18 protein-coding genes and 2 pseudogenes are annotated in these 25,455 nt (G+C 37.4%); 15 read left to right on the top strand and 5 right to left on the bottom strand.

From position 1 onward, the window contains the following. Positions 1–68 precede the first annotated feature (68 nt). From JZO71_RS05130 to copB, 7 genes are all read left to right on the top strand, one after another. Positions 69–2,153 (top strand): heavy metal translocating P-type ATPase, encoded by a 2,085-nt coding sequence (locus tag JZO71_RS05130; RefSeq protein ID WP_206898499.1) that lies wholly within the window; start codon positions 69–71, stop codon positions 2,151–2,153. Between the two features lie 367 nt (positions 2,154–2,520). Then, positions 2,521–3,987, top strand: a complete 1,467-nt coding sequence (locus JZO71_RS05135; protein WP_206898500.1) for an amino acid permease — start codon at positions 2,521–2,523, stop codon at positions 3,985–3,987. A gap of 156 nt (positions 3,988–4,143) precedes the next feature. Continuing rightward, positions 4,144–4,689, top strand: a complete 546-nt coding sequence (locus tag JZO71_RS05140; RefSeq protein ID WP_206898501.1) for a P-loop NTPase family protein — start codon at positions 4,144–4,146, stop codon at positions 4,687–4,689. A 72-nt stretch (positions 4,690–4,761) separates the two neighbouring features. Next, a complete protein-coding gene (locus tag JZO71_RS05145) occupies positions 4,762–5,196 on the top strand; it encodes a CopY/TcrY family copper transport repressor (protein ID WP_206898502.1) in 435 nt (144 codons plus the stop codon). Between the two features lie 13 nt (positions 5,197–5,209). After that, positions 5,210–5,422 carry a copper chaperone CopZ gene (copZ, locus tag JZO71_RS05150; protein WP_206898503.1) on the top strand — a complete coding sequence of 71 codons (213 nt, stop codon included), beginning with the start codon at positions 5,210–5,212 and terminating at the stop codon, positions 5,420–5,422. Then, entirely contained in the window at positions 5,419–7,602 is a 2,184-nt protein-coding gene (locus tag JZO71_RS05155; protein ID WP_206898504.1) for a heavy metal translocating P-type ATPase, read from the top strand. The genes copZ and JZO71_RS05155 overlap by 4 nt, the downstream gene beginning before the upstream one ends. A gap of 193 nt (positions 7,603–7,795) precedes the next feature. Beyond that, complete coding sequence (gene copB / locus JZO71_RS05160) at positions 7,796–9,988, top strand: copper/silver-translocating P-type ATPase CopB (protein ID WP_430733279.1); 2,193 nt, start codon at positions 7,796–7,798, stop codon at positions 9,986–9,988. 25 nt (positions 9,989–10,013) lie between these two features. Here copB and JZO71_RS05165 read toward each other — a convergent pair whose 3' ends face one another. Continuing rightward, positions 10,014–10,166: a hypothetical protein gene (locus JZO71_RS05165; protein WP_206898505.1), complete on the bottom strand. Its 153-nt coding sequence runs from the start codon at positions 10,164–10,166 to the stop codon at positions 10,014–10,016. Between the two features lie 290 nt (positions 10,167–10,456). Here JZO71_RS05165 and JZO71_RS05170 point away from each other — a divergent pair. The 6 genes and pseudogenes from JZO71_RS05170 to JZO71_RS05195 all read left to right on the top strand — a co-directional run bounded on the left by JZO71_RS05170 (position 10,457) and on the right by JZO71_RS05195 (position 18,271). Further along, a pseudogene (locus JZO71_RS05170) lies at positions 10,457–12,119 on the top strand (PTS transporter subunit EIIC). Then, a complete protein-coding gene (locus tag JZO71_RS05175) occupies positions 12,082–14,118 on the top strand; it encodes a BglG family transcription antiterminator (RefSeq protein WP_206898506.1) in 2,037 nt (678 codons plus the stop codon). The pseudogene JZO71_RS05170 and the gene JZO71_RS05175 overlap by 38 nt, the downstream one beginning before the upstream one ends. Before the next feature lie 33 nt (positions 14,119–14,151). Then, entirely contained in the window at positions 14,152–14,592 is a 441-nt protein-coding gene (locus JZO71_RS05180; protein ID WP_206898507.1) for a PTS mannitol transporter subunit IIA, read from the top strand. 299 nt (positions 14,593–14,891) lie between these two features. Next, a complete protein-coding gene (locus tag JZO71_RS05185) occupies positions 14,892–16,655 on the top strand; it encodes a PTS mannitol transporter subunit IIBC (RefSeq protein ID WP_206898508.1) in 1,764 nt (587 codons plus the stop codon). Between the two features lie 14 nt (positions 16,656–16,669). Beyond that, positions 16,670–17,107, top strand: a complete 438-nt coding sequence (locus JZO71_RS05190) for a PTS mannitol transporter subunit IIA (RefSeq protein WP_206898509.1) — start codon at positions 16,670–16,672, stop codon at positions 17,105–17,107. Between the two features lie 12 nt (positions 17,108–17,119). Then, positions 17,120–18,271 carry a mannitol-1-phosphate 5-dehydrogenase gene (locus JZO71_RS05195; RefSeq protein WP_206898510.1) on the top strand — a complete coding sequence of 384 codons (1,152 nt, stop codon included), beginning with the start codon at positions 17,120–17,122 and terminating at the stop codon, positions 18,269–18,271. Between the two features lie 104 nt (positions 18,272–18,375). Here the strand turns inward: JZO71_RS05195 and JZO71_RS05200 are convergent, their stop codons facing one another. The 3 genes from JZO71_RS05200 to JZO71_RS05210 are packed head-to-tail and all read right to left on the bottom strand — an operon-like array spanning position 18,376 to position 22,586. Then, a complete protein-coding gene (locus JZO71_RS05200; RefSeq protein ID WP_206898511.1) occupies positions 18,376–20,547 on the bottom strand; it encodes a transglutaminase-like domain-containing protein in 2,172 nt (723 codons plus the stop codon). A gap of 12 nt (positions 20,548–20,559) precedes the next feature. Then, entirely contained in the window at positions 20,560–21,627 is a 1,068-nt protein-coding gene (locus JZO71_RS05205; protein ID WP_206898512.1) for a DUF58 domain-containing protein, read from the bottom strand. Positions 21,628–21,629: 2 nt separating this feature from the next. Beyond that, positions 21,630–22,586, bottom strand: a complete 957-nt coding sequence (locus JZO71_RS05210; RefSeq protein ID WP_242590411.1) for an AAA family ATPase — start codon at positions 22,584–22,586, stop codon at positions 21,630–21,632. 337 nt (positions 22,587–22,923) lie between these two features. Here JZO71_RS05210 and JZO71_RS12590 point away from each other — a divergent pair. Together JZO71_RS12590 and JZO71_RS05220 are read left to right on the top strand one after the other, a co-directional pair. Next, positions 22,924–24,212: pseudogene (locus JZO71_RS12590) on the top strand (hypothetical protein). Between the two features lie 76 nt (positions 24,213–24,288). Then, entirely contained in the window at positions 24,289–24,882 is a 594-nt protein-coding gene (locus tag JZO71_RS05220) for a type II toxin-antitoxin system Phd/YefM family antitoxin (protein WP_206898513.1), read from the top strand. Positions 24,883–24,949: 67 nt separating this feature from the next. Here JZO71_RS05220 and JZO71_RS05225 read toward each other — a convergent pair whose 3' ends face one another. Next, complete coding sequence (locus tag JZO71_RS05225; protein WP_206898514.1) at positions 24,950–25,357, bottom strand: hypothetical protein; 408 nt, start codon at positions 25,355–25,357, stop codon at positions 24,950–24,952. Positions 25,358–25,455: the final 98 nt, after the last annotated feature.

Consider the following 25,455-nt stretch of genomic DNA (forward strand, 5'->3'; position numbering starts at 1 on the left):
ATGAATGTGTATTCATTTATAATAACTTATGAAGAGTTATTCATGTGTATTACAAGGAGGGAAAGAAAATGAATAAAGATTATCGATTAGATGGCTTAGATTGTGCAAACTGCGCAATGAAAATCGAAAAAAAAGTACAGACAATTGAAGGCGTGCAAGAAGCGAATGTAAACTTTACTACGAGCAAGTTGCGAATCGTTGCAGATGAAGCAGATTTAGCAACCGTTGAAAATAAAACAAAGCAAGCAATTAAAGAAATCGAACCTGATGTGACGATTAATGAGATTACAAATAATCATCAAGATGGACATGATCATGAGCATGATACTAGTCGGAATGACTTGATTCGGATTCTTGTTTCCGCAGTGGGAATGGGGCTTTTGATTTGGCTATCGCCAACCGGCGCCGTTCGTCTGCTTGGTTATCTCCTTATTTATGGATTAATCGGTTATGATGTAATAAAAAAAGCTGTCATGAATATAACTAAAGGTCAGATTTTTGATGAAAACTTTTTGATGGCGATTGCGACAATTGGTGCAATGATTATTGGGGAATATCCTGAAGCAGTTGCTGTCATGTTGTTTTATCAAGTGGGTGAATATTTCCAAGGTTTTGCGGTTAAACAATCACGAAGATCCATTCGTGAACTCATGGCCATTCGTCCTGACATAGCACGCGTTAAAACTGCTGAAGGGTGGAAGAATGTAGTACCAGAAGAAGTCGAGCTAGGACAACAAGTCTTGATTAAACCCGGCGAAAGAGTCCCACTAGATGGAACGATTATTGACGGTGAATCCATGGTCGATACTTCTGCTTTAACTGGGGAATCTGTGCCACGAAAAGTAACCAGTGGCGAAATGATTCTCAGTGGATTTATCAATAAAAATCAACCGATTGTCATGAACGTAGAGAAAACTTATGGTGAATCAACAATTAGTAAGTTATTAGAATTAGTTGAAAACGCTAGTAGCAAGAAAGCACCAGCTGAGAATTTTATCACTAAATTTGCGCGTTACTATACCCCAATCGTAGTTGTTTTAGCTATATTGTTAGCAATTGTACCGCCTTTAGTGGTTCCTGATGCAGTGTTCTCCGACTGGGTTTATCGTGCATTGACATTCTTGGTTATTTCTTGTCCTTGTGCTCTAGTAATCTCCGTTCCATTGAGTTTCTTCGGTGGAATAGGTGGTGCAAGTAAGATTGGGGTATTAGTTAAGGGAAGTAATTATCTTGAACTACTTGCAGAAACAGAAACAGTCGTGTTTGACAAAACAGGGACGCTAACTAAAGGTGATTTTTCCGTTCAAACAATCGAAACAACGATGGATCAAACAACCTTTATGCAATATGTGGCAAGTGCGGAACAATACTCTACGCATCCAATTGCCCAATCAGTCTTGGCTGCTTACCAAGGTCCTTTATTAGTGAGTGAACAAGTGGAAGAAATTGCAGGTGAAGGACTTTCAGCAGTGATTGATGCCCATGATATTCTAGTTGGTAATCAAAAATTGATGGCGCGTAAACAAATTGCGTTTTCTGCGAGTGAAGAAGTCGGGACCGTACTTTATGTTGCGATTGACCAAAAATATGTTGGTTTTCTATTGATTGCAGATGCATTAAAAGAGGATGCAATAGAGGCTATGAATAAATTGAAAAAAGCTGGCGTGAAAGAAACAGTCATGTTGACAGGGGACGCGAAAAAAATTGCTGACTCTGTGGGTGAAAAAGTAGGTATTGATCAGGTTTATAGTGAATTGCTTCCCCAAGATAAAGTGGACAAATTAGAAATGATTCTTGCAAAAAGCTCTGGTAAAGTAGCTTTTGTGGGTGACGGAATCAATGACGCACCCGTTTTAGCTAGAGCGGATGTCGGAATCGCTATGGGCGGATTAGGAAGCGATGCGGCAATTGAAGCAGCTGACGTCGTCATCATGAATGATGAACCTTCAAAAATTGCTGACGCGATGCGAGTAGCTCGTAAGACATTGCGAATTGTGAAGCAAAATATCATCTTTGCAATTGGTGTGAAAGTTTTCGTTTTACTACTTGGTGCGTTGGGTTTTGCTTCAATGGGTGATGCTGTTTTCGCTGATGTCGGGGTAACAGTGATTGCTGTTTTGAATGCAATGAGATGTTTACGAGTGAAAAAATGAAATGAATGAATATTGATAAATAAAATATGAGTAAAAAAATCCATTATTACCGTAAAAATAACGCGTGTTCGAATCCAAGAGATCGCTATTGCTGACCTCTTGGATTTTTTTCATGTAATTCTAAAAGAAGTCGTAGCGGACAAAAATGTATTTTCATTTTTCAGAAAATTATGTCTTACAAGTATCATAAGTCGAAAACTTTTTGAAATAAAAATATTTTTCTGGTTTTATGATGAAAAAATAATTTTAAAATGATGTGTTTATGGTAAAAGAATACACACTTAAAATAACAAACTATTGCGGCAGTCAAAAAAAGTGATTATTATTACATGGTGCAATAGATACTTTATATCAAAGGAGAGAGACAATGAACGACAAACAACTGCGCTGGTTCACAGTTGCATTGATTGCATTCAATATGGTCTGGGGTATGGGAAATGTTGTGAATAACTATGCACAACAAGGTATTTCCGTTATTACTTCTTGGTTATTGATTCTTGCAATCTATTTTATTCCTTATGCTTTGATTGTTGGTCAATTAGGTTCAACATTTAAAGATAGTAAAGGTGGCGTAAGCTCTTGGGTTGAAAATACAACTTCCAATAAACGACTAGCTTATTACGCTGCATGGACTTATTGGGTTGTGCATATTCCTTACTTGGCACAAAAACCACAAGCGATTTTGATTGCCGCTGGCTGGGCTGTTCAAGGAAATGGCGATATCGTCAATACGATGTCTGTTCAATTAGTTGCTATTATTTCATTAATAATCTTTTTAGCGTTTTTATACTTATCAACTAAAGGGTTATCAACATTGAAAGTGATCGGTGGTTTAGCGGGAACTGCGATGTTTGTCATGTCATTACTATTCATTTTATTAGCAGTGACAGCACCATTCATCAACCCAACAATGGAATTTGCTACACCACACATGGATCAAGTGAAAACTTATATCCCAACATTTGATTTTAGTTACTTCACAACCGTTTCAATGTTAGTTTTCGCAGTAGGTGGAGCAGAAAAAATCTCTCCTTACGTAAACTCAACAAGAAATCCTGCAAAAGAATTTCCAAAAGGGATGATTTTCTTAGCAGCAATGGTTGGTGTCTGTGCGGTATTAGGTTCAGTGGCAATGGGTATGTTATTTGCAAGTGACAATATTCCCAAAGACTTAATGGCAAATGGTGCCTACAGTGCTTTCCAAATTTTAGGTAACTACTATGGAATTGGAAATGCGTTGATGATTATCTACGCGTTAACAAATATGGTTGGGCAAATTTCTGCTTTAGCCTTCTCAATTGACGCACCACTAAAAATCTTGTTAGCTGATGCTGATCCTGAGTTTGTACCAAACTGGTTGCGTAAACGTAATCGTAAAGGTACTTTGGTCAACGGTTACTTCTTAACAGGGATTTTAGTAAGTATCATTATCTTATTACCAATTTTCGGTATCAAAGACATGAACGAATTAGTTAAATGGTTGACTAACTTAAACTCTGTTGTAATGCCAATGCGTTACCTATGGGTATTCTTGGCTTACATGATGTTGAATAAAGCATATAAAAAATTCACTTCAGAGTACAAATTTGTTAAAAATCCAAAAGTCGGTTATATCTTCGGTGCATGGTGTTTTGCATTTACAGCATTTGCTTGTATCTTAGGTATGGTTCCAAAAATCGAGTACGCAGCTGATCCAAAAGCTTGGTGGTTCCAATTGATTTCAAATATCATTACACCGATTGTCTTGATTTTACTAGGAATGATCTTACCTGCGATTGCACGTCGTGATAAGAACAAAGAAGTTCCTGTATCAGAAACAATTCCACAAGCATAATTCAGTAATTAAATAATAAAAGTGAAACAATAATTTATCATAGAATCTGACTAACTAGTGATTAGTTTGTCAGATTCTATTTTTTTGTGTATCGTAAAAACTGTACATATTTATAGTTATGAATGAAATCAAGAAAATAGAGAGGAGGTTCTATCAATGAATTATTTAATCATGGGCAATTCTGGTTCAGGAAAGTCAACATTTGCTCGGGAACTTCAACAAGTAACAGAAGCCAATTTATTACCTTTGGATTTTTTATGGCATCAGACAGACTATAGTGAAGAGGCCCAAAGTTGGTTTCAAGCAGAGCAAGAAAAGTTTATCCGCGCAAATGAAAACTGGATTATGGATGGCAATTATTTAGGAATAAGTGACTTACGTTTCCAACATGCAGACATACTTATCCTCTTAAAAGTACCACGTCTATTGTCCTTGTTTCGAGTGATTTCTCGTTCTATTAAACGAAAAATCAATCCAGCTTCTAGACCAGACATGCCAAAAACATTTCAAGAAAAATTTGATCGAGAATACTTAGACTTTCTGATTTACATTTGGCAATTTCCCCATAAACAAGTGGTGGAACTAGAAAAAATTTTGCGGGAACAATCAAATGAATTACAAGTAATCATTTTGAAAAGTAAAAAAGATAAAAAAGTTTTTTTGCAAAAACTAGCAGAGCAAAAAAGAAGTAAAGAGAGTTGACAGTTTTTGTTTACAGTTGTAAACTAAGTTTGTCTTTAAAGATTACAAGTGTAAACGGAAGAGGTGAAAGTAATGACAAAACCTAAAATGCCTGTTAAAATCAGCGATTCCGAGTGGGAAGTGATGCGAGTGATTTGGACATTGAACCAAACGACTGCACAAGAGATCACTCAAATTTTGGCGGATTCGATGGACTGGAAAGCAGCGACTGTCAAAACATTACTAGGACGATTAGTGAAAAAAGAAGTTGTATGGACGCAACAAGAAGGGAAAAAATTCATTTATCATCCGGCAGTTTCTGAAATGGACACTGTTCGTAGTGCAACAGAAAATTTATTTTCACATATTTGTGCGAAAAAAGTTGGCGAAACGATTGCTGATCTAGTGGAAGAAGCAACGTTGACACAAGCAGATATCAATAAAATCATGGAACAGTTACAACAAAAAGAACCAGTGGCAACAATTGCTTGCAATTGTGTCCCTGGACAATGTACGTGTAAATCATAAGGAGGAATTTAAGATGAAACAACAATTTTCAATTCAAGGGATGAGCTGTAATCATTGTGTAGCAAAGGTGGAAGAAACACTTCAAACGCTGCCAGGTATCCAAAAAGTAAAAGTAAATCTGAAAAAAGCAAAGGGAACGGTTAAATTCGACGAAAGCCAAATTCATTCAGAGCAAATCAAGGAACAAATTACTGCGTTAGGTTATCCTGCAGAGGTGATTGAATGACTGAAACATCGCAAATGACTACCTTGGTGATTACTGGAATGACCTGTGCAAACTGCTCTGCACGAGTAGAAAAAGAATTGAAAGAACAACCAGGAGTGATCTCGGCAACAGTCAATCTAGCAACAGAAAAAGCAAGCGTCAAATATGCTGAAACTTCTGCCGAAGCATTGATTCAAAGTGTCGAAAAAATTGGGTACGGCGCGATCTTATACGACGAAGCCCATAAACAAAAAATTGCTGAAGAAAAAAAAGCATACTTACGAAAAATGAAACGAGATTTATTGTTAAGCGCACTCTTAACTTTTCCATTGATGACCTCAATGATTGCAATGCTAGTAGGAAATCATGGCACACTTGTTCAATTTTTCCATCAACCTATGGTTCAATTGATTTTGGCATTACCTGTTCAGTTTTTCGTGGGTGCACGTTTTTATCAAGGCGCCTATCACGCATTGAAAACCAAGGCGCCAAATATGGATGTTTTGGTCGCTCTTGGAACGACTGCTGCTTTTCTATTGAGCATTTATAACGGATTTTTTTCAAGTACGACCAACGATTTGTATTTTGAAAGTAGTAGTATGATTATCACCTTGATTTTATTAGGAAAATATTTAGAACATACAGCCAAAAGCAAGACAGGTGATGCTATCAAGCAACTGATGTCGCTACAAATGAAAACAGCACAGAAATTAGTTGATGGTGTCGAAGAAACGATTGCGATTGAAGACGTTACGGTTGGAGATTGTTTGGTCATTCGTCCTGGTGAACAAATACCGACAGATGGAAAAATCATTTCCGGAAGTAGCGCCATTGATGAAAGTATGCTGACTGGAGAGAGCTTACCAGTAGAAAAACAGCTTGATGACACCGTTTTTGGAGGAACAGTGAATACTACGGGGTTAGTACAGATCGAAGTTTCCCAAGTAGGTAGTCAAACCGTGTTAGCTCAAATCATCCAAATGGTAGAAGATGCTCAAGGAAGTAAAGCACCCATTCAACAAATCGCCGATCGGATTTCTGGCATTTTTGTACCGGTAGTCTTAGTTGTTGCTCTTCTTACGTTGATTTTGACCGGATGGCTTACAGGCGATTGGCAACTGGCTTTAATTCACAGTGTTTCTGTTTTAGTTATTGCTTGCCCTTGTGCTTTAGGATTGGCAACACCAACAGCAATTATGGTTGGGACGGGCGTTGGCGCACGAAATGGTATTTTGATTAAAGGTGGCGAAGCGTTGGAAGAAGCTGCGGGACTTACGAGTATTTTATTAGACAAAACAGGAACGATCACGCAAGGAACTCCTCAAGTAACCGATGTGATTGGTTCAACTGAAGTTGTCAAACTCTTTCATAGTCTGGAACAAGCTTCCGAACATCCTTTGGCAAAAGCAATTAACGATTACAGCCAAGAAAAAGGGATTGCCCCTTATGAAGTGAGTGAATTTACTGCACACCCAGGCGCTGGAATCAGCGGGAAAATCAATCAACAAGCATATTTTGCTGGGACAAAAAAACACTTAGCTCAATTAAGCCTATCAGTTGCTTCATTGGAAGAACAAGCGCTACACTTAGAACGAGAAGGAAAAACAGTCATGTATTTGGCTGATGAAAAGCAAGTTTTGGGCTTGATTGCAGTTGCTGATGCAGTGAAGACAGAAGCGAAACAAGCAATTGCAAAACTTCAAGCACAAAAAATCGAAGTGTATATGGTGACAGGTGATAACAAGCTTGCTGCTAACGTGATTGGAAAACAAGTGGGACTTGATTCAGCTCATATTTTTGCAGAGGTATTACCGGATGAAAAAGCTGCTTCTGTTCAACGGTTGCAACAAGCAGGTCAAAAAGTCGGCATGGTTGGTGATGGAATCAACGATGCACCAGCGCTTGCTTTAGCTGATGTTGGCTTAGCGATGGGAAGTGGAACCGATATTGCAATGGAGACAGCGGCTGTTACTTTAATGAATAGTAATTTAATGGCTGTTGTACAAACGATTGATTTATCTCGTGCCACGTTGAAGAAAATCAGACAGAATCTTTTTTGGGCTTTTGTCTATAACACAATTGGGATTCCTTTTGCTGCATTTGGCTTGTTGAATCCGATTATCGCTGGTGGCGCGATGGCTTTTAGTTCAGTCAGTGTGTTGCTTAATTCGTTGAGTTTGAATCGAAAAATGAAAAAATAATTGAAGTAAAGAAGGGATCGAGATGAAAGAAACAGAAAAACAGAATGAATTGTCGAAACACGACCATGAAAAAATGATGCGCGATCAGATGTCTCACGATGAGCCTCATTCAACCAGTCAGGTGCCTCATGAAAAGCATAAACAAGAGCATCAGTATGACATGAGTGACATGGAACACTCGAAGCATGAAGGAATGAATCATGAACATGATATGAGTGGTATGGATCACTCGAAGCACGAAGGAATGAATCATGAACATGATATAAGTGGTATGGATCACTCGAAGCACGAAGGAATGAATCATGAACATGATATAAGTGGTATGGATCACTCGAAGCACGAAGGAATGAATCATGAACATGACATGAGTGACATGGAACACTCGATGCATGGGCACATGCACGACCACGAGATGGGTGGTATGGATCACTCCATGCATATGGGTAATTTTAAGCAAAAATTTTGGTTATCTCTTGTATTAGCTATTCCCATCATTCTTTTGTCACCAATGATGGGTTTGGAATTGCCTTTTCAAATCAGTTTCCCAGGTTCTGAGTGGGTCGTACTTGTTTTAGCTACGATTCTCTTTATTTATGGAGGCCAACCATTTTTAAGTGGGGCTAAAATGGAATTGGAACAAAAGAGTCCGGCAATGATGACCTTGATTGCAATGGGGATTTCCGTTGCGTATATTTATAGTTTGTACTCTTTTGTCGCGAACTTAGTTAACCCACATGCACATGTGATGGACTTTTTCTGGGAATTAGCTACTTTGATTGTCATTATGCTATTGGGTCATTGGATCGAGATGAATGCTGTCTCAAATGCAAGTAATGCGTTACAAAAGCTAGCAGAGTTATTGCCTGAATCAGTGAAGCGAATCAAAGAAGATGGGGCGGAAGAAACCGTTTCTTTGAAAGAAGTTCATGAAGGTGACCATCTTGTCGTGCGCTCAGGCGATAAGATGCCCACAGATGGCATCATTATCAAAGGGAATACGATCGTGGATGAATCAGCTGTTACAGGTGAATCAAAAGGAGTCAAAAAGCAAGTCGATGACCGCGTCATAGGTGGATCGGTCAATGGTGAAGGCACGATTGAAATCAAAGTTACTGGTACTGGTGAAAGTGGTTACCTTGCGAAAGTTATGGAAATGGTTCGTAAAGCACAAAGTGAAAAATCAAAATTAGAATCGTTGTCAGACAAAGTTGCTAAGTGGTTGTTTTATGTGGCGTTGGTTGCAGGGATCTTGGCATTTATTGTTTGGCTAGTTGTTGCCGATTTACCGACAGCATTAGAGCGTATGGTGACAGTCTTTATTATTGCGTGTCCCCACGCACTAGGTTTGGCAATTCCTTTAGTGGTAGCTCGCTCAACATCAATTGCTGCAAAAAATGGCTTGCTCTTGAAAAATCGAAATGCCTTAGAACAAGCTGCTGATTTGGACGTTATCATGTTGGATAAAACCGGTACATTGACACAAGGAAAATTTACGGTCACAGGCGTTGAAATGCTAACCGATTCTGTAACGAAGCAGGAAGCACTTGAAATGATTGGTGCTCTAGAGGCAAATGCGAATCACCCATTAGCCATTGGGATCATGAACTATCTGCAAGAGCAAAAGATTACGCCTGCTAAAGCTGAAAACCTGAAAAATTTAGCAGGTGTTGGTTTAGCTGGCACGGTGAAAAATCAAGAAGTCAAAATCGTGAATGAAAAAGAAATCAAGCGACTTAACTTGGTTGTCAAACCTGAATTACTCCACCGTTATCAAGAACAAGGAAACACGATTAGTTTCTTGCTTTTAGCAGATCAGTTGGTTGCAATGATTGCGTTAGGTGATGTCGTGAAACCAGAAGCAAAACAATTTATCCAAACACTGAAAGAACGTAAGATTACCCCTGTCATGTTGACTGGTGATAACGAAAGTGCTGCGCAAGCAGTCGCTCATTATTTAGGAATGGATGATTTTTATGCCGGTCTATTGCCTGATGACAAAGAAAAAATCGTGCAAGACTATTTGCAACAAGGTAAAAAAGTCATTATGGTTGGAGACGGGATCAATGATGCACCAAGTTTAGCTCGTGCAACGATTGGAATGGCCATTGGTGCTGGGACAGATGTTGCAATTGATTCAGCAGATGTTGTTTTAACCAATAGCAATCCCAACGATATTTTGCATTTCTTGGATTTAGCAAAACAAACAAGAAGAAAAATGATCCAAAACCTTTGGTGGGGAGCAGGTTACAATATTATCGCTATTCCGTTGGCAGCTGGTATTTTAGCACCAGTTGGTATTTTATTAAGTCCCGCTGTTGGTGCTGTCTTGATGTCACTTAGCACAGTTGTAGTTGCTTTGAATGCGTTGACGTTGAAAATCAAATAAGTTTGGCAAATCAAGGAGTGATGACTTAAGCCATCACTCCTTTTTTGATTAATCCAAAACTTGTTTGAAATAATCGTGCTTTGGCTTCAAGCTCAATTTTTACTTTTTCAATTTCTTTTAATGAAAGTGTTTGGCTTTCTTGGATTTTCTTTTTCGATTTTTGTAAAAGTTCACTCATTAGTAGAACCTCCATTCATAAAAAATAATTAGTTAGGTACCGAATCATTTTCTTGATTTGATTATAGTTCGGTACCGAAGTATATGTCAAGCAGTTTTCCAAAAAAAGAGTGTTTTGAACGTGAACCGCATAAAATTTTGTGGACGGTTTGTTTTCTTTGTTATACTTTAATAGTGACTCTTCAGATGTTTGTCTAGAAGGGAAGCGAGGGGGGAAATCATTTGGTAGAAAACTTACCGACAAAAAGCTTAGAGCTACGAAAAATTGGACATCAATTGAGCCAACTGATTATGCCAAACTTAAGTATTTTTATTGCTTGGGGCTTTCTTTCTTTCTTTTATAACGCCTTATTTTTCTGGAGAATTAGCCCATAGGCTGAATGAAGTGAGCGAATGGATGCTTCATCTGTTATTACCGATTTTGATTGGCTATTTGGGCGGGAAAACTACTGGAAATCAGCGGGGAGCAATTGTTGGCGCAATTGCTACTTTAGGAATTATTGTTGGTTCAGCAGCACCACAAATTGTTGGTGCCATGATTATGGGGACGTTGGCAGGAAAAATGTATGACTTATTTGAAAATAAAGTCAAAAAACAATTTACGATCGGATACGAGATGTTGATTAATAATTTACTTGTAGGAATCGTTGGTGGTGTATGTTGTTTGTTGGGAATGATTGTATTTACACCCCTTATTGCTTCGGTCAGCCAGATGATCTCACAAGCTATTCTGTGGTTGACGGAAATGAAAATGCTTACGTTAGCCCATGTCTTGTTGGAACCACTCAAGGTCTTGTTTTTCAACAACATTATCAATCATGGTATTTTAACACCACTTGGTATTGAATTTGCTCAACAGAAAAACTCATCGATTTTATTTTTGATGGAGGCGAATCCGGGTCCTGGAATTGGGGTATTGCTTGCAATCCTCCTTCAAGGAAGAAGAGAGACAAAAACGAATGCCGGAAGTGCGCTAATGATCCAAGCTATTGGCGGTATCCATGAAATTTATTTTCCTTTTGTATTAATTAAACCAAAGCTTTTATTGGCAGTCATTTTGGGCGGTGCTAGCGGAACTTTTCTGTTTCAGTTATTGCACGTAGGTTTAAGTGCGCCAGTGTCACCAGGCTCACTAATCGTTATTTTGACAAATACGCCAACGAATCAGCTTTTAGCTGTCAGTTTTGGCATTTTAGTGAGTATCGTAGTGACGTTTAGTTGTACATTTTTTTTATTAAGAAAAGAATCTTTGAATGTTGGAGAAGAAAAGCCAAATGATGAGGAATGTGAGGAAATGCAACCAGTAAAAAATAAAAAAATTATCTTTGCTTGTGATTCGGGGATGGGCTCAAGTGCGATGGGTGCAGCGTTATTGAAGAAGCAACTACAAGTCGCAAACTTACCTGCAAATGTTGACTATACTTCGATCTATCAAGTGAAAAATCAACCAGATCAACTAATCATTGTCCAAAGAGAACTAATGGCACTTGCTCAACAGCAAGCACCAAGTAGTCAAATTCTCCCTTTGGCTCATTTTTTGGAAGTAGAGAATGCTTTACCAGAGATTAAAAGCTTTCTTTTAACAACTTCTCGCGTGGCGAAACCAGCAGCAATTGCCACAGGAATAGACAGAAACAAGACTGAAAAGGTCGTGTTTTTATACGCTGAAAATATCAGAGGCTCACAAACGATGGGGATGACGATTTTAACACAATTAGCGAAACAACAAGGATGCTCGCTTTCCATCAGTAAGCTACCGATCGAACAGTTAGTAAGTGAAAAAGAAACAGTTTATGTTGTTACAACTACTCTCCTTCACAAAAATCCTCAGTTAGCTGAACTATCAAAAGTCGTTTTAGTTGAAGATTTTGTTTTAACAACAACCTATGAACAATGGATGAAGGGAGGAGTCGAACATGTACTTGTCCACAAGGGAGAAGCAATTGATCAGTGAGTTGTTACACAGTTCCACACCAGTGTCTGTGGAGCGAATGATGACAGTTTTGAAAGTTAGCAAGCGAACGGTCTATCGTGAGTTGGATCAGTTAGCTTTATCACTGAAAGCAGTTGATGCTCAATTGATGAAAGTAACGCGTGGTTCGTTTTTGATTGAAGCAACCGCTGAAACCAAGTCGAACCTATTAGCGGAAATCAATGATGAAGGTGGAGAAGAACTTTCGACATTGGAACGTCAACATGCGATTTTATTAGAAATTTTATTGACGGCACAGCCGTTAAGTTTAGCGCATTTTTTGGAAACCTATTTAGTCAGTAACACAACGTTTTACGCAGATATCAAGCAGCTTGAAGTAAGTATTGAGCATCTGCCATTAGAAATTGTTCGCAATCAAGGATATGAAATTATTGGTCCAGAAAAATACCGACGTTTACTGGCAGCAAACGTGTTGGAATTGGAAATCAATGAGTATGAATTGTTTCATCTTGTGGAAGAACAAAAAAGTCCAAATTATTTTTTTCGATTTATCCAGTTAGAAAACTTTTTTCTGGTGAGAAAGATGATAAGTGAAGAGTTGATTGGTAAAAAAAATGAGTTGAGTGATCGTAAATTAGCGCATTTGATTTTGATTTTAACATTGACGATGGATCGGGTGAGAAAAAATCAGTTTTTGACGAATGAAACCTATTTGGGTTTAGCAAACAAAGAATTTTTACAAATTGCTAAGCGACTTTTTGCGATTATCGGAAAAGAAAGCCAACAACTGTATCCAGTGAATGAAATCGTCTTTTTTGCCAGTTTGTTAAATGATTTTTCCAATTCATTTGATAAAGATTTCTTTGATGAACATTTTGATACACAGCTTGCTTATCTAGTAAAGCAGCTGATCACATTAGTTAGCGAAGAAACCGATGTGCGTTTTTATGAAGATGAAAGTCTTTATAAAATGCTACTGACACACTTGTCTGGGGTATTTTCTCGAGCGATTTTACAAGAAGAAACATTGACTAATCCGATTCTTGAAAAAATCATGATTCAATACGAGGAACTGACTACAGCCATTCGGTCAGCAGTTAGCCAAGTTTTTCAAGAGAAGCAGTTGTCCAATGAAGAAATTGCCTATATGGTTTTACATTTTGCCAGTTCACTTGAGCGTAGTCCAAAAGAAAGTTCAATTCGCATCGCTGCGTTTTCTCCGAGTGGCTTGGCCTCAACTAGTATGCTAGAAATGCGCTTGAAACGATATTTTCCTTCGATTAGTCAGCTAGAATTTTATCGGATTGCAGATATCAAAAAAGTGGATCTTCAAAAAGCGTATGATGTGGTTATTTCGACTTCCGTTTTACCAGGATATACAGGAAATTATTTGCTGGTGTCACCCTTATTGTTAGAAGATGAGATCAAACGTTTGAAACAAGCCTTCCAAAAAGTGAGAAGCGCTCATCCGTTACCAGCAAAACAAACAGTTACACCTGAACCAATTTTAGCGGATCAATATGAGAAAACCTTAGTGGTGATGGAAAAAATCAATCAGTTACTTTCTCGCTTTTTTATTCAAGAAATCAGTAATGAAAACAAACTAAGTGAGATTTTAACCCAAGTCCTTTCCTATTTGCCGACAGATTTACTCAGAGATGAAAAGGATGTTCAAGAAAAATTAATACGACGTTATCAACAATCACCCATTGGGATTCCAAAAACGAATATGGGATTGTTTCACACATCTAGTTCAGCAGTGGTCGCACCAGTCTTTTGTATTTTTCAGTTGAATCAACCGATCACGATTGAAGGAATGGATAAGCAACCAATCGTACTTGAACGAATGATGCTGATGCTTGCTCCTTCACCCATTGAAGAAACCGATAGCCGTTTACTAGGAAAAATCAGTGCAGCGATGATCATGAATGATTTGAACTTAGAAATTTTTCAGTCAGGTAATCAAGCAATCGTCTATCAATTGTTGGCAAAAATTTTGATTGATGAGATGAAAAAATAAAGGAATGAGAAAAAGGAGGAGGGAGAGAAAAATATGAAACTAGCCACAGAAAGGATTCGCTTGAATCAAAGTTTCAGCAATTGGCAGGATGCATTGATAAACATTGGGTCATGGTTAACAAATCAAGGCTGGGTAAAAGAAGGATACACTGAGTCAATGATCAAACGTCAAGAATTGATGAGTGTTTATATTGGTAATTTTGTTGCTTTGCCCCATGGTGACGAAGAGCTAGTAGTTAAAGAAGGCATCTCACTTATCCAAGTGCCAGATGGTGTTAACTTTGGAACAGAAGAAGAACCAAAAATTGCCACCATTTTATTTGCGGTTACTTTCAAAAAGGAACAACAGTTACCAATGTTACAAGAGCTCGCATTTTTTTGTGCGGAAATTGAACAAGTGATTGCGTTGAGTGATGCGAAAACTGTGTCAGAAGTGCAAGCAATTTTGGAAAAAAATATCACTGAGCTTGATTGAAAAGCTGTGGTTACAATAAGTGAAAATTAGTGACACTGTAAAGGTTGTAGCACAAAAAGTGTCATTTCAAGCACTAAGGAATTTTTTCTTAAAATAGCTGCTCATATTTTTAAGGAAAGACTTATTGCCAAGAGGTTACTTTGGGAACATCATTTATTAAGAGAAGGAGTGCGACGATTGTCGTGCTCCTTTTTTGTATTCTCCATGTTTTGGCACAAACCTTTGTGCCAAAGTACGACTATTTCTCTAATTAGTAAGCGGATACAATTGAACCATAAAGAAGAAAAGGAGCAGAAAAAATGGAGCAGACGATGAATACAAAAGAAAAAATCTCACTGAAAGCACGTGTTCAAAAATTAGGAAGTACCTTGTCTAGTATGGTGATGCCCAACATAGGAGCACTAATAGCGTGGGGTGTCTTAACAGCTTTGTTTATTCCGGATGGCTACTTACCGAATGAACAATTTGCGACAATGGTTGGGCCAATGCTGACTTACTTAATTCCGCTACTGATTGGTTACACTGGGGGGAAAGTGATCGCAGGTGATCGAGGTTCGGTTGTCGGAGCAATCGCAACGATGGGGGTCATTGTGGGAACGGATATCCCAATGATGCTTGGCGCAATGATTATGGGCCCTTTGGGTGGTTACGCAATTAAAAAATTTGATCAGGTATTTCAATCACGAATCAAATCAGGATTTGAAATGTTAGTGAATAACTTTTCAGCAGGATTGATTGGTTTTGGTTTAGCCCTCATTGGTTTTACCGGAATTGGGCCAGTTGTAGATGGTTTGACACAAGCGATGGCTCAAGGTGTAGAAGTTATTTTAAATGCGCATTTGATTCCACTCACAAATATTTTTATCGAACCAGCGAAAATCTTATTTTTGAATAATGCAATCAATCATGGCATTTTAACACCACTTGGAACAGAGCAAGTCGCAACAGCAGGCAAATCGATTTTATTCTTATTAGAAGCTAACCCTGGCCCTGGCTTGGGTGTGTTATTAGCTTTTACTTTCTTTGGCAAAGGCGCAGCAAAATCTTCTGCACCAGGTGCAATCATTATCCACTTCTTAGGTGGAATTCATGAAATTTATTTTCCATATGTCATGATGAAACCGCTTTTGTTTTTATCGGTAATCGCAGGTGGAATTTCAGGAAGCTTCATTTTCCAATTATTAGATGCAGGCCTACGCGCACCAGCTTCGCCCGGATCAATCATTGCTATTTTGGCAATGGCACCACTTAGTTCTTATCTACCAGTATTATTAGGCATTGCAGTCGCAACAATTGTTTCTTTTGCGGTTTCTGTAGTGATTTTAAAGGCGGATGTTCGAGAAGAATCAGAAAGTTTTGAGCAATCTGTTCAAGAAATGAAACAAGCAAAACAGACTGCTAAAGGGTTGACTGTTCGTCCAGACGCATTTTCATCGACTAAAAAAATTATTTTTGCCTGTGATGCAGGTATGGGCTCAAGTGCGATGGGTGCTTCAATTTTAAGAAAAATGGTTCAGAAAGCTGGTCTACCACAAACCGTGACAAATCAAGCAATCAGTCAGTTAGTGGATGAAGAAGGAACGTTGATCATCACTCAGGTGGAGTTACAAGAAAGAGCCAAACAAAAAGCACCACATGCACAGTTTGTTGCAGTTGAAAATTTCTTGAATTCACCAAGATACGACGAGGTAATCCAACAATTAAGCCAAAAAGAAACAACTGAATCCTTAGAACCAAAGGACGAGCTACAGCTTGAAGTCACACCGCAAGATATGAGTAAAATCCAAAAAATCGTGATCGTCCATGATCAACGAGCAGGGTCTGCAACAATGGGCATCAATGTCTTAAAAGAAGTGCTTCAAAAAAATGATATTCAAATTCCATTACAAAAAATTAAGATTGATGAACTAGCTGATGATGAACATTCATTGGTGCTTGCTAAAGAACATTTGACAAAAGAAATTCAAGAACTTGCACCAAATGCGCTTCATTTACCAGTTGAAAGCATGGTTCAGATCAAACATTACGAGACCATTGCGCAACAACTTAAAAAATCTGCTTAAAGAAGGAGAAAACAATGAAAGCACTAGATTTCAGTATGATCGAATTAAACCAAACCTTTGCTTCTAAAGAAGAAGCGATTCGTTACTGTGGAGAAAAATTAGTTGAGGCGGGATGCGTGGATAAAGCATATATCGATTCGATGATTCAACGTGATGAGATGTTATCCGTCTATATGGGAAACTTTATTGCTATTCCTCACGGGACAGATTCAGCCAAAAAATATGTTAAGAAATCTGGTATCTGTGTCGTTCAAGTACCTGACGGAGTCAATTTTGGAACAGAGGATGAGGAGAAAATTGCAACTGTGTTATTTGGTATCGCAGGTGTCGGAGAAGAGCACTTAGCATTAGTTCAACAAATAGCCTTGTACTGTAGCGATGTAGACAACGTTGTTCAGTTAGCAGATGCATTAAGTAAAGAAGAAGTTTGCGAAAATTTAGCAATTGCATAAGGAGAGAGAAAGATGAAAGCAGTACATTTTGGAGCAGGAAATATCGGGCGTGGATTTATCGGTGAAGTATTAGCAGAAAATGATTTTGACATAACTTTTGTGGATGTCAATCGAGAAATCATTGACGCACTGAATGAAAGAAACGGATATGTAATCGAACTTGCAGATGAGACAAAGAAACAAATTGAAATCCAACAGGTTTCTGGAATCAATAATCAAGAAAATCCTCAAGCTGTGATTGCTGCGATTGGCGAAGCAGACTTAGTGACGACTGCGATTGGACCAAATGTTTTGCCCTTTATCGCAGAATTGATTGCTAAAGGGATTGAGCAACGAGAAAAAGTACAGAATACAACAGCATTAGATATCATTGCTTGCGAAAATATGATTGGTGGTTCAGCATTTTTAGAAACAGAAGTCCGTAAACATTTATCACAAGTTGATTTTTTAGAGAAGTATATTGGTTTTCCAAATGCAGCAGTTGACCGCATCGTTCCGTTACAAAAACATGAGGATCCTTTGTTTGTTCAAGTCGAACCTTTTAAAGAATGGGTAATTGCAGATCATGAACGAAAAAACACAGCAATCGAATTAGAAGGCGTCCTTTATGTAGAAGATTTGGAACCTTATATTGAACGCAAACTATTTAGCGTGAACACTGGACATGCAACGGCTGCGTACACTGGCGCTTTACTAGGTTATCAAACAATAGATGAGGCAATGCAAGATGCGTTGGTTGTCGCACAATTAAAATCTGTATTACATGAAACAGGAAATCTATTGATCGCGAAGTGGGGCTTTGATGAAAAACAACATGAACAATATATTGAAAAAATTATTCAACGTTTCCAAAACAAATATATTTCCGATGCAATCAGCCGCGTTGCACGGACACCTCTACGAAAATTGGGGAATCAAGAACGCTTTACTCGACCAATCTTAGAATTAAAAGAAAGAGATCTTGTTTCACCACATTTAACTGCGACGATGGGTATCATTTTTAACTATTATGATCCAAATGATGAACAAAGTTGTGAACTTTTTGAAATGAAACGAACAAAAAATATTGAAGAACTGATCCAAACAGTGACAGGAATCAATGATGCAAAAATGATTGGGGCAATCAAACAAAACGTGGAACGCTACGACAAACAAGTTGCTTAATCAAAAATTTGATATTTATGTCAAGTGACAAAGAGAGGCTGGATTTTATAAGTTCCAGCCTCTCTTTGATTTTTTTAAACAAGTGATTTAGCAATATGAAAAAATTAACTGCGTTTAGAAAAGAAACGAAGTGATTTACTGATTGTTTTGATAACAGCCAGATAACTTTCTTTATCAAACTGTATCTCTTGGTTTTGGCCATAAATAGTTGTTTCATAGTTTTTGGTTAATTTGATTAAGCGTTGCTGCATCGGAATCGCCTTTTCAACACGATAACTATAATCCAATAAGTTTTCTGCACGTTGTCTTGGAAATAGCTTCTCTACTTGTATCAGCAACTGTTGATAGCTTTTTTGATTATCTGAAGCGAACAAAACGACTTGATAATACAAAAGGAACCACCTAACTTTTTGACGAAACGAAGGGATGAGTAATGGAACCAATGCAACTAGGAACAGAGAAAAAACAACAAATTTCCATAAAGACTTATGGGTGATTGTTGTATCAGGAAAAATCGTGTTATTTTCTGTTGATGTTGTTGTTTCTGTCTCAGTTGTTGAGGAAGCAGTTGTCGTTTCGGATATTGATTGTTGTGGCTGACTCTCTGGAATAGCTGTAGGGGTCGTTTCTTGTCTACTTTGTACGGTTGCAGGATTTGCAAATGCTGGTGTGGGTTCAAAGGGTAACCAGCCAAAGCCAGGAAAATAAACTTCTGGCCAAGAGTGAGCGTTGCTATTTAAAATGCTGTATTCCTTTAGTTCATTACTGTGATTACCCGTTTGATAACCCATAGTAAAACCTTTTGTCCAGCGTGCAGGTATACCAAGTGTGCGTAGTAAAACAACCATAGCCGAAGAAAAATTATCACAATAACCAATTTTAGAATCAAATAGAAAATGATCGACATAGTCGTGATTTGCAGGCGTGTGTGGTGTATCGACTTTTGAATAACGAAATTCGCCACTACTTTTTAAGTAATCTTGGATTGCGAGAACCTGATTGAGTAAAGTTGTTTTGGTACTTGTTATCTCTTCAGCAAGAGAAGTTATTCGTTTAGGTAAGTTTGTTGGTAGTTGAAGATCTGTTTGATGTTCTGATTGTTCCACGTCAGTTAAAACACTATCGACTAACATGTCATACGTATAAGAAAGATTTGCAACAGTGAAAGTCGCTGTGAATGATGACGACTTGTCTAAAACATAACGTTGAGTATCTGGTAAGAAAAATAACGCACTATCTTGCATGGATGGAGACGCCGTAAGACTAAAATTCCCATAAGAGTAGGGAAGAAAAGTCTGATTATTTGTTGTCAGTTGAAGGGTAGTCGCCTCAGTAACGATTGCTTCTGGATAATTGACTAATTGATGCGGCAACTCGTTTATCTGGAAAGAACTTCGACTATTTTCTGTCCAACCAGTACCAGTATAGACTCCTTTATTCTGTATTTTATAATAATGACCAGATTCTTGAACTGCAGTAAAAACGACGTTCGTCTGATCATAAACTGGCCCACCAAGGGTCTCATCATTTTCGCTGAATCCGGTTCTTGAACGTCCTGCTTCTTGGAATGCACGGATTCTAGCATATAAACCTTGTTTGTTGAAAAATTCTCTGACTGGAGCACTCCTCGCCTCAATTGTTTGTGTGACTTCAGGCAATCGTGTAGGAATCAAAACACTAATTCCTAGCAAACAGAGCAAAATAATCGTAGTAAAGAAGACAAATGGCCATCTGTTATGCTTTTTTTGAAGTAATGATAACTGACGAATGAAAAGATAACTGAATAAAATGATAACAATAAAAATAGACTCAGTTAACAAATCAAATTCACGAAAAATACTTAACATCATGAAATAAAGCACTAGTACTAAGAAAGGAAGGGCCCATAAATCATAATCAATGGTTAAAGTAGTTAGTAAATAAACGAGACATAACATGAGAATGAATGCTGGTAATTCTGGAAAATAATGGAATTGATTGGTGACTAATTCGTTAAATTCGGTTTGAGATTGATTTAACAATTCTAAAAACCAATTACTTCTGACTGTTGCTGGAGGAAAATAAATAAACAAGTTAACCAAACTAGTGAAAAAAGCTAAAATCACTCGAATAATCTTAGAAGAAACCAGCCGGATAATCAAACAGAAGACAGCAATAGTACCAATCAACGGTAAACTTGTGGTGAGATCGTTCGCAGTTAAAAAAGTTGGAACGCCTGCACTTAAGAGAAAAAAGGCGTAAAAGCTTCGCCACCATTTTTTTGTTGAAATATTCAATCTGGACACCTCCTAACTAAGTTTTTTTAATGGAAACTTTTGTTCATTATCATCTTGGAGAAACAGTTCATTATTTTCATAGTAAATGATGATAACGTTGACGGACTTTCGTTTCCAAGTAGAAACTTGTGCGTGGACTGTTGGAGAGAATTCTGAAACAAAAAGGAGTATTTCTTTCGTACTATGTTCAACCAAATTTGGTTGTTGCAGAAAATCGTCCATAGCGTGTAGTTGGGCAAAAAAAGCAGGAGAAGGACGTGTACCGTGGTACTTCTGTTCAGCAAAAATCAGTTGATTTGGATCAATTTTTTGGTCATAAAAACTTAAAAAAGAAAAGTATAAATCAAGCATTTTTTCAAAGTTTGTTGGTGTTCCCCAAAAGCAAAGGATCAAATTACTTTGTTGAACAGTAGGCTCATACTCACGAGAGAGCCATTGTTGATAGTAAGCGGAACGTTTCCAATCAATTTGCTTTAATGAGTCACCTTGACGATGTTCTCGAATCCCAGCTAGATTTTGAGAAGATAGGAAGTTGTTTTTTTGTTGTCTACGTGTCAAAAAATGCGTTAATATTTGTGCTTCAGGTAGGACATTATTTGGCAAGACAGTGGTTTTGAATGCTACCTGTTTTATTTTACTTTTTCGAAATAAGCCAAGATAATCATAAGCAATGAATTGAACGGGAATTGTTTCAAAAATTCCTCTTTTCCGGGGAGTCCAAGTAATCGATAGTTGTTGTCCTTTTTTTGAAATCAATAAAAAAGTTCGCGTTTTCGGTATAAATTCTTCTGGAAAATGTAAAGTTAGACGTGGTACGAAAAGTGTTAAAGCTTTTGACTCAGCAATACGAAGATTGATCGTTATTGCATTGTCTCGATAAGCGAGTGCAGGAACGGTGAGAACCAACTCGATTTTTGATAGTCGTCTGCTTAAGGAAAGCCAACTGAATGTAATATATAGGGTAAAAAGAATGACTAAAAACCAACCGAATAGTTGATTAAATAAAATTGTAAAAATCAAGAACAGGAAATAGACCAAAAAAATGCAGCTATTTATGACGTAATTCCAATGTTTTTTCATAACTATGCTACCGGAATTGAAATTTGTTTTATTAGATCTGTTAAAAGTAAATCAATTTCTTTATCTGTCAACGAACGATCATGAAATAATAGTCGATGTTTGAAAACAAAAGGTAATAGAACTTGAAAATCGCTTGGGGTAACATAAGAACGCCCCTTGATTAGTGCGTAGGCTTTAGCCGACTGAATAAAAGCTAAGCTGCCACGCGGACTGATACCTAACTTGATTACTGGATGATTACGTGTAGCAGTGACTAATTCCAGCGCGTAACGTGCGACTGAAGGGTCAAGATAGGTTGTTGAGACAGTTTGTTTGATCCTAGTGAGGAACTCGTTGGTGAGAATGACTTTTAATGCGGCAAGAGACTGTTCTTGTGTATCTAATAACAAAGATAGTTCTTCATCAAAAGTAGGATAACCAATGTGCAGACGGAATAAAAATCGATCTAATTGAGCTTCGGGTAACGGATAAGTTCCTTCGTATTCAATAGAGTTTTGAGTTGCTAAAACGAAAAAATGATTATCTAAAGGATAAGTTTGATCGTCAATAGTAATATGCTTTTCTGCCATAGCTTCGAGTAACGCCGCTTGTGTTCGCGGGGTTGTTCGGTTGATTTCATCTGCTAATAAAATAGTAGTAAAAATCGGACCAGGACGGAATTCAAAATCTTTTGTTTTTGAATTATAAAAAGAAAAGCCCAAGATATCTCCTGGTAAAAGGTCTGGTGTAAACTGAACACGACTAAAATCGCCTTGGATTGTTTTGGCCAAGGACTTCACAAGTAATGTTTTACCGACACCAGGAACATCTTCAAATAAAATATGTCCACCGGAAAACAGAGCGACGAACATCAATTCAATGATTTGTTGCTTGCCCACAATGACTTTTTGGACTTCAGCGATTAAATGATCGACTTTATCTTTTATCTCACGAATGGTATTTTCATTATTTTTATCCATTTTTCACATCACCTTCTCATAATGATCTTGTTTCTTTCATTGTAAAGGAAGGCGTACGTTCCTACAAGCAAAGCAGTTTTGCTCAAAACAGTACATTTTGTCGATTATAAATAAAAAATAAATGAGTTTTTAATGAAATAAACAGAAAATAAAAAAATGTTGATGTCTTTCGCGTAGTTTATTACGACAGGTTTCTCTTCTCAATGATCCATTGATGTGTGCAAAAAAGGAGGCAACCGTTTTAGCCAAAAAATGATTTTCCACAAAAATTTGTGACATTCCTGCAAAAAAAGCATACAGAGAAGTAGAGGATCGTAGCTTGGCTGGACTAAAACATATGAAATGGCAAAAACTGTTATCAAAAAATTCACAAAATTTATTTTTGCTGATGAACCAAATGAAAGATTTGACTTGGAAAAAGGCAGATCTTGCAGAAAAATTAGGTGTCGATGTAAAAACAATTGATCGACATTTAAAACGTTTAGAGACAATTGACTTTCCTGTACAACTAATTTATCAGAAAAAAACGGTACGGCTGATTTATAATTTAGGCTACAGTGAGCCCTATTTGCTCTTTGATTTCTTGATTCATTCTGCATCATTTCGCTTGTTGAAAGATCTAATTTTGAAAGAAAAGTACCAAGAAAGTTACGACCGGCCAACACAAGAACGATTGCGAAAATGGTTAGGAGAGTATCACCTTTCTTTTTCTTATAAAAAAGGACAGATTTTTGGATCAGAAAGAAAAGTCCGTTATTTGTTATTTAGTTTTTTGAAAGATTTTCCCCATTTTTTTGTGGATGATGGAGAAGAATCATTTTCAGAAATTTTTATTCGTTTGTTAAAGCAAAGAAATCGACTATCTTCAGTTGAAATCTTAGGTGACAATCAAACAATTTTTTTGAATTGTTTCCAGAATTGCTTTTTCGAGAAGAACAAAAGCTATCTGTGAAAGAAAAAAACTATCTGTGTATTGTGCGATTGAGTTGTCATGTGATTACCAAAAAGCGTTGGGAACGACTAGAGCAAACGAAAGATTATCGAAAATTAACAATTGTTACAGAAAAATTAGATTCATTTTTTTGGTTAAATAGTGATTTTGAGACTTTCAACAAGCAAAGGATCACGCAAGTTCTTTATCAAGAATGGTTGCGCTATTCGATCGGGATTCAGGAACGTTTGTCAGATGAAGAAGTGCATGAATATCAACAAACTTTGAATACATTTCCCAATGCAAAAGAAAAACTTCATCAATTCCGTTTAGCAATTCAACAAGCCTTGACGCATCCATCTGTTAGTTGGGGACTAAATTTGTTGAAAACATTGCAAGAACGAGGATTTTTAGAAGTGCATCCGCCGTCTGTAAAAATCGTTCTGCTTTTTCGTTTTGACCATGAAGAAGCCAGAAGGTTAGCTAGAATTTTGGATACAGCACTTCGTCATCGGAAACGGACATCCATTCATGTGTGTACGAGAAGTAAACCGCCACATTATGCAGATTTGATTATTACCGATCATTTTTCACCGTTAACTTATTCTAAAAATCAGAAAACTTATTTTTATCACTCATCTCTTGGTGTAGAACAACTGTTAAAGGATGTGGATGAATGGATTTCCTTAAAATGATAGAATCTTTGATGAATAAAACCAAAATTTAGTGCGCTATGCTATAATAACTTTGATAAAAAAGGAGGGAACTTCGTTGGAATTAAAGAAATTAGAGGTCCCAACATCTTCAATTACAGAAGTCAAACGATCTCCCATGGATGTATTTGCTCAAGCAAGAGAAGCCGGGACTGGCGTATATATTTTTAACAGAGAAAAAGTGGCAGGTGTTATGCTGACTCAAGAACAGTATGAAGCATTAGTTCAAGAATTAGATGACCTACGCGAACAAAAAACGGTAATCAAACAGCAAACGCCAGAAGTGATTGCCGAAGTAAAACCAACATTTGAACCAACTACCGCAACTAATGAACCACCGGTGACATCTACTGTAGCCGGCATGGAAGAGTTAGTGGAAACACTTCAAAAGGTGCTTATTACAGGAATGCCGATTGTAGCGAAAAATTTAGATGAACGAATGGTTTCACTTGGATTTATCACGAAAAAAACAGGATTTGGCGGTGTCGTTGCAATGTTGGATGAGCTAAACGAAACAGGTAAAATCAGTTATCAATTACGAAAAAGACAACATGTTCAACCAGTTATTGCTGAGATCATTGGTGAACAAGAAGCAAGTTCTCCTGTTTTTGATAAATTGCTAATCAAGAAAATTTATATTCATGAAGGATAAAAAGAAGGGAGCTACAACTAAATAGTTGTAGCTTCCTTCTTTTTTATCTTTTTATAAATAGTAAAGACTATTTTTGCGAATTTTTTCTAATTGCCGGAAGTGGAATTTTCTGATTACGAGTTTGTTTGGAATATGTAAAAAAGGTTGCCCAAAAAGCACCAAATGCTTGCGGAACTAAATAAAGGAACGCGAAAACAAGTATAAGTTGAGTCGGTTTGAAGGGTTGATAGAACAGTTGCCAGTCGGGAAATTTTAAGGAATATATGTAAGAAACAATAGTGGAAATGATATTTCCAACAAGTAGCAGTCGAATTTGTCCTTTGATCCTCATCAGAAATCCACCAAGGATAGCGAGAAAGATCAGAAAAATAAAGCCAGAAACCGAGTGATAATGGAAATCAAGCAATAACCCAAGATACATGTATGGAATCAGGAACAGCAGCAAAAAAATGTTTGACAGGTATTTTTTTAACATAACTTAAAACCTCCTTATACTTGATTGAAAACCTTTATTATAGTTATATTTTAAAAAGAAAAAAAACATTAAGCAAACCTTATCACACAATTTGTAGG

The sequence above is a fragment of the Candidatus Enterococcus courvalinii genome (assembly GCF_017315945.1).
Lineage (GTDB): Bacteria > Bacillota > Bacilli > Lactobacillales > Enterococcaceae > Enterococcus_B > Enterococcus_B courvalinii.

Excerpts from the sequence above, each read along its gene's own strand:
- JZO71_RS05175 (WP_206898506.1), top strand. The coding sequence starts at position 12,082 with ATGTACTTGTCCACAAGGGAGAAGCAATTGATCAGTGAGTTGTTACAC.
- JZO71_RS05205 (WP_206898512.1), bottom strand. The coding sequence starts at position 21,627 with ATGAAAAAACATTGGAATTACGTCATAAATAGCTGCATTTTTTTGGTC.
- JZO71_RS05190 (WP_206898509.1), top strand. The coding sequence starts at position 16,670 with ATGAAAGCACTAGATTTCAGTATGATCGAATTAAACCAAACCTTTGCT.
- JZO71_RS05180 (WP_206898507.1), top strand. The coding sequence starts at position 14,152 with ATGAAACTAGCCACAGAAAGGATTCGCTTGAATCAAAGTTTCAGCAAT.
- JZO71_RS05135 (WP_206898500.1), top strand. The coding sequence starts at position 2,521 with ATGAACGACAAACAACTGCGCTGGTTCACAGTTGCATTGATTGCATTC.
- JZO71_RS05140 (WP_206898501.1), top strand. The coding sequence starts at position 4,144 with ATGAATTATTTAATCATGGGCAATTCTGGTTCAGGAAAGTCAACATTT.
- JZO71_RS05145 (WP_206898502.1), top strand. The coding sequence starts at position 4,762 with ATGACAAAACCTAAAATGCCTGTTAAAATCAGCGATTCCGAGTGGGAA.
- JZO71_RS05165 (WP_206898505.1), bottom strand. The coding sequence starts at position 10,166 with ATGAGTGAACTTTTACAAAAATCGAAAAAGAAAATCCAAGAAAGCCAA.
- JZO71_RS05210 (WP_242590411.1), bottom strand. The coding sequence starts at position 22,586 with ATGGATAAAAATAATGAAAATACCATTCGTGAGATAAAAGATAAAGTC.
- JZO71_RS05185 (WP_206898508.1), top strand. The coding sequence starts at position 14,892 with ATGGAGCAGACGATGAATACAAAAGAAAAAATCTCACTGAAAGCACGT.
- JZO71_RS05155 (WP_206898504.1), top strand. The coding sequence starts at position 5,419 with ATGACTGAAACATCGCAAATGACTACCTTGGTGATTACTGGAATGACC.
- copZ (WP_206898503.1), top strand. The coding sequence starts at position 5,210 with ATGAAACAACAATTTTCAATTCAAGGGATGAGCTGTAATCATTGTGTA.
- JZO71_RS05130 (WP_206898499.1), top strand. The coding sequence starts at position 69 with ATGAATAAAGATTATCGATTAGATGGCTTAGATTGTGCAAACTGCGCA.
- copB (WP_430733279.1), top strand. The coding sequence starts at position 7,796 with ATGAATCATGAACATGATATGAGTGGTATGGATCACTCGAAGCACGAA.
- JZO71_RS05225 (WP_206898514.1), bottom strand. The coding sequence starts at position 25,357 with ATGTTAAAAAAATACCTGTCAAACATTTTTTTGCTGCTGTTCCTGATT.
- JZO71_RS05195 (WP_206898510.1), top strand. The coding sequence starts at position 17,120 with ATGAAAGCAGTACATTTTGGAGCAGGAAATATCGGGCGTGGATTTATC.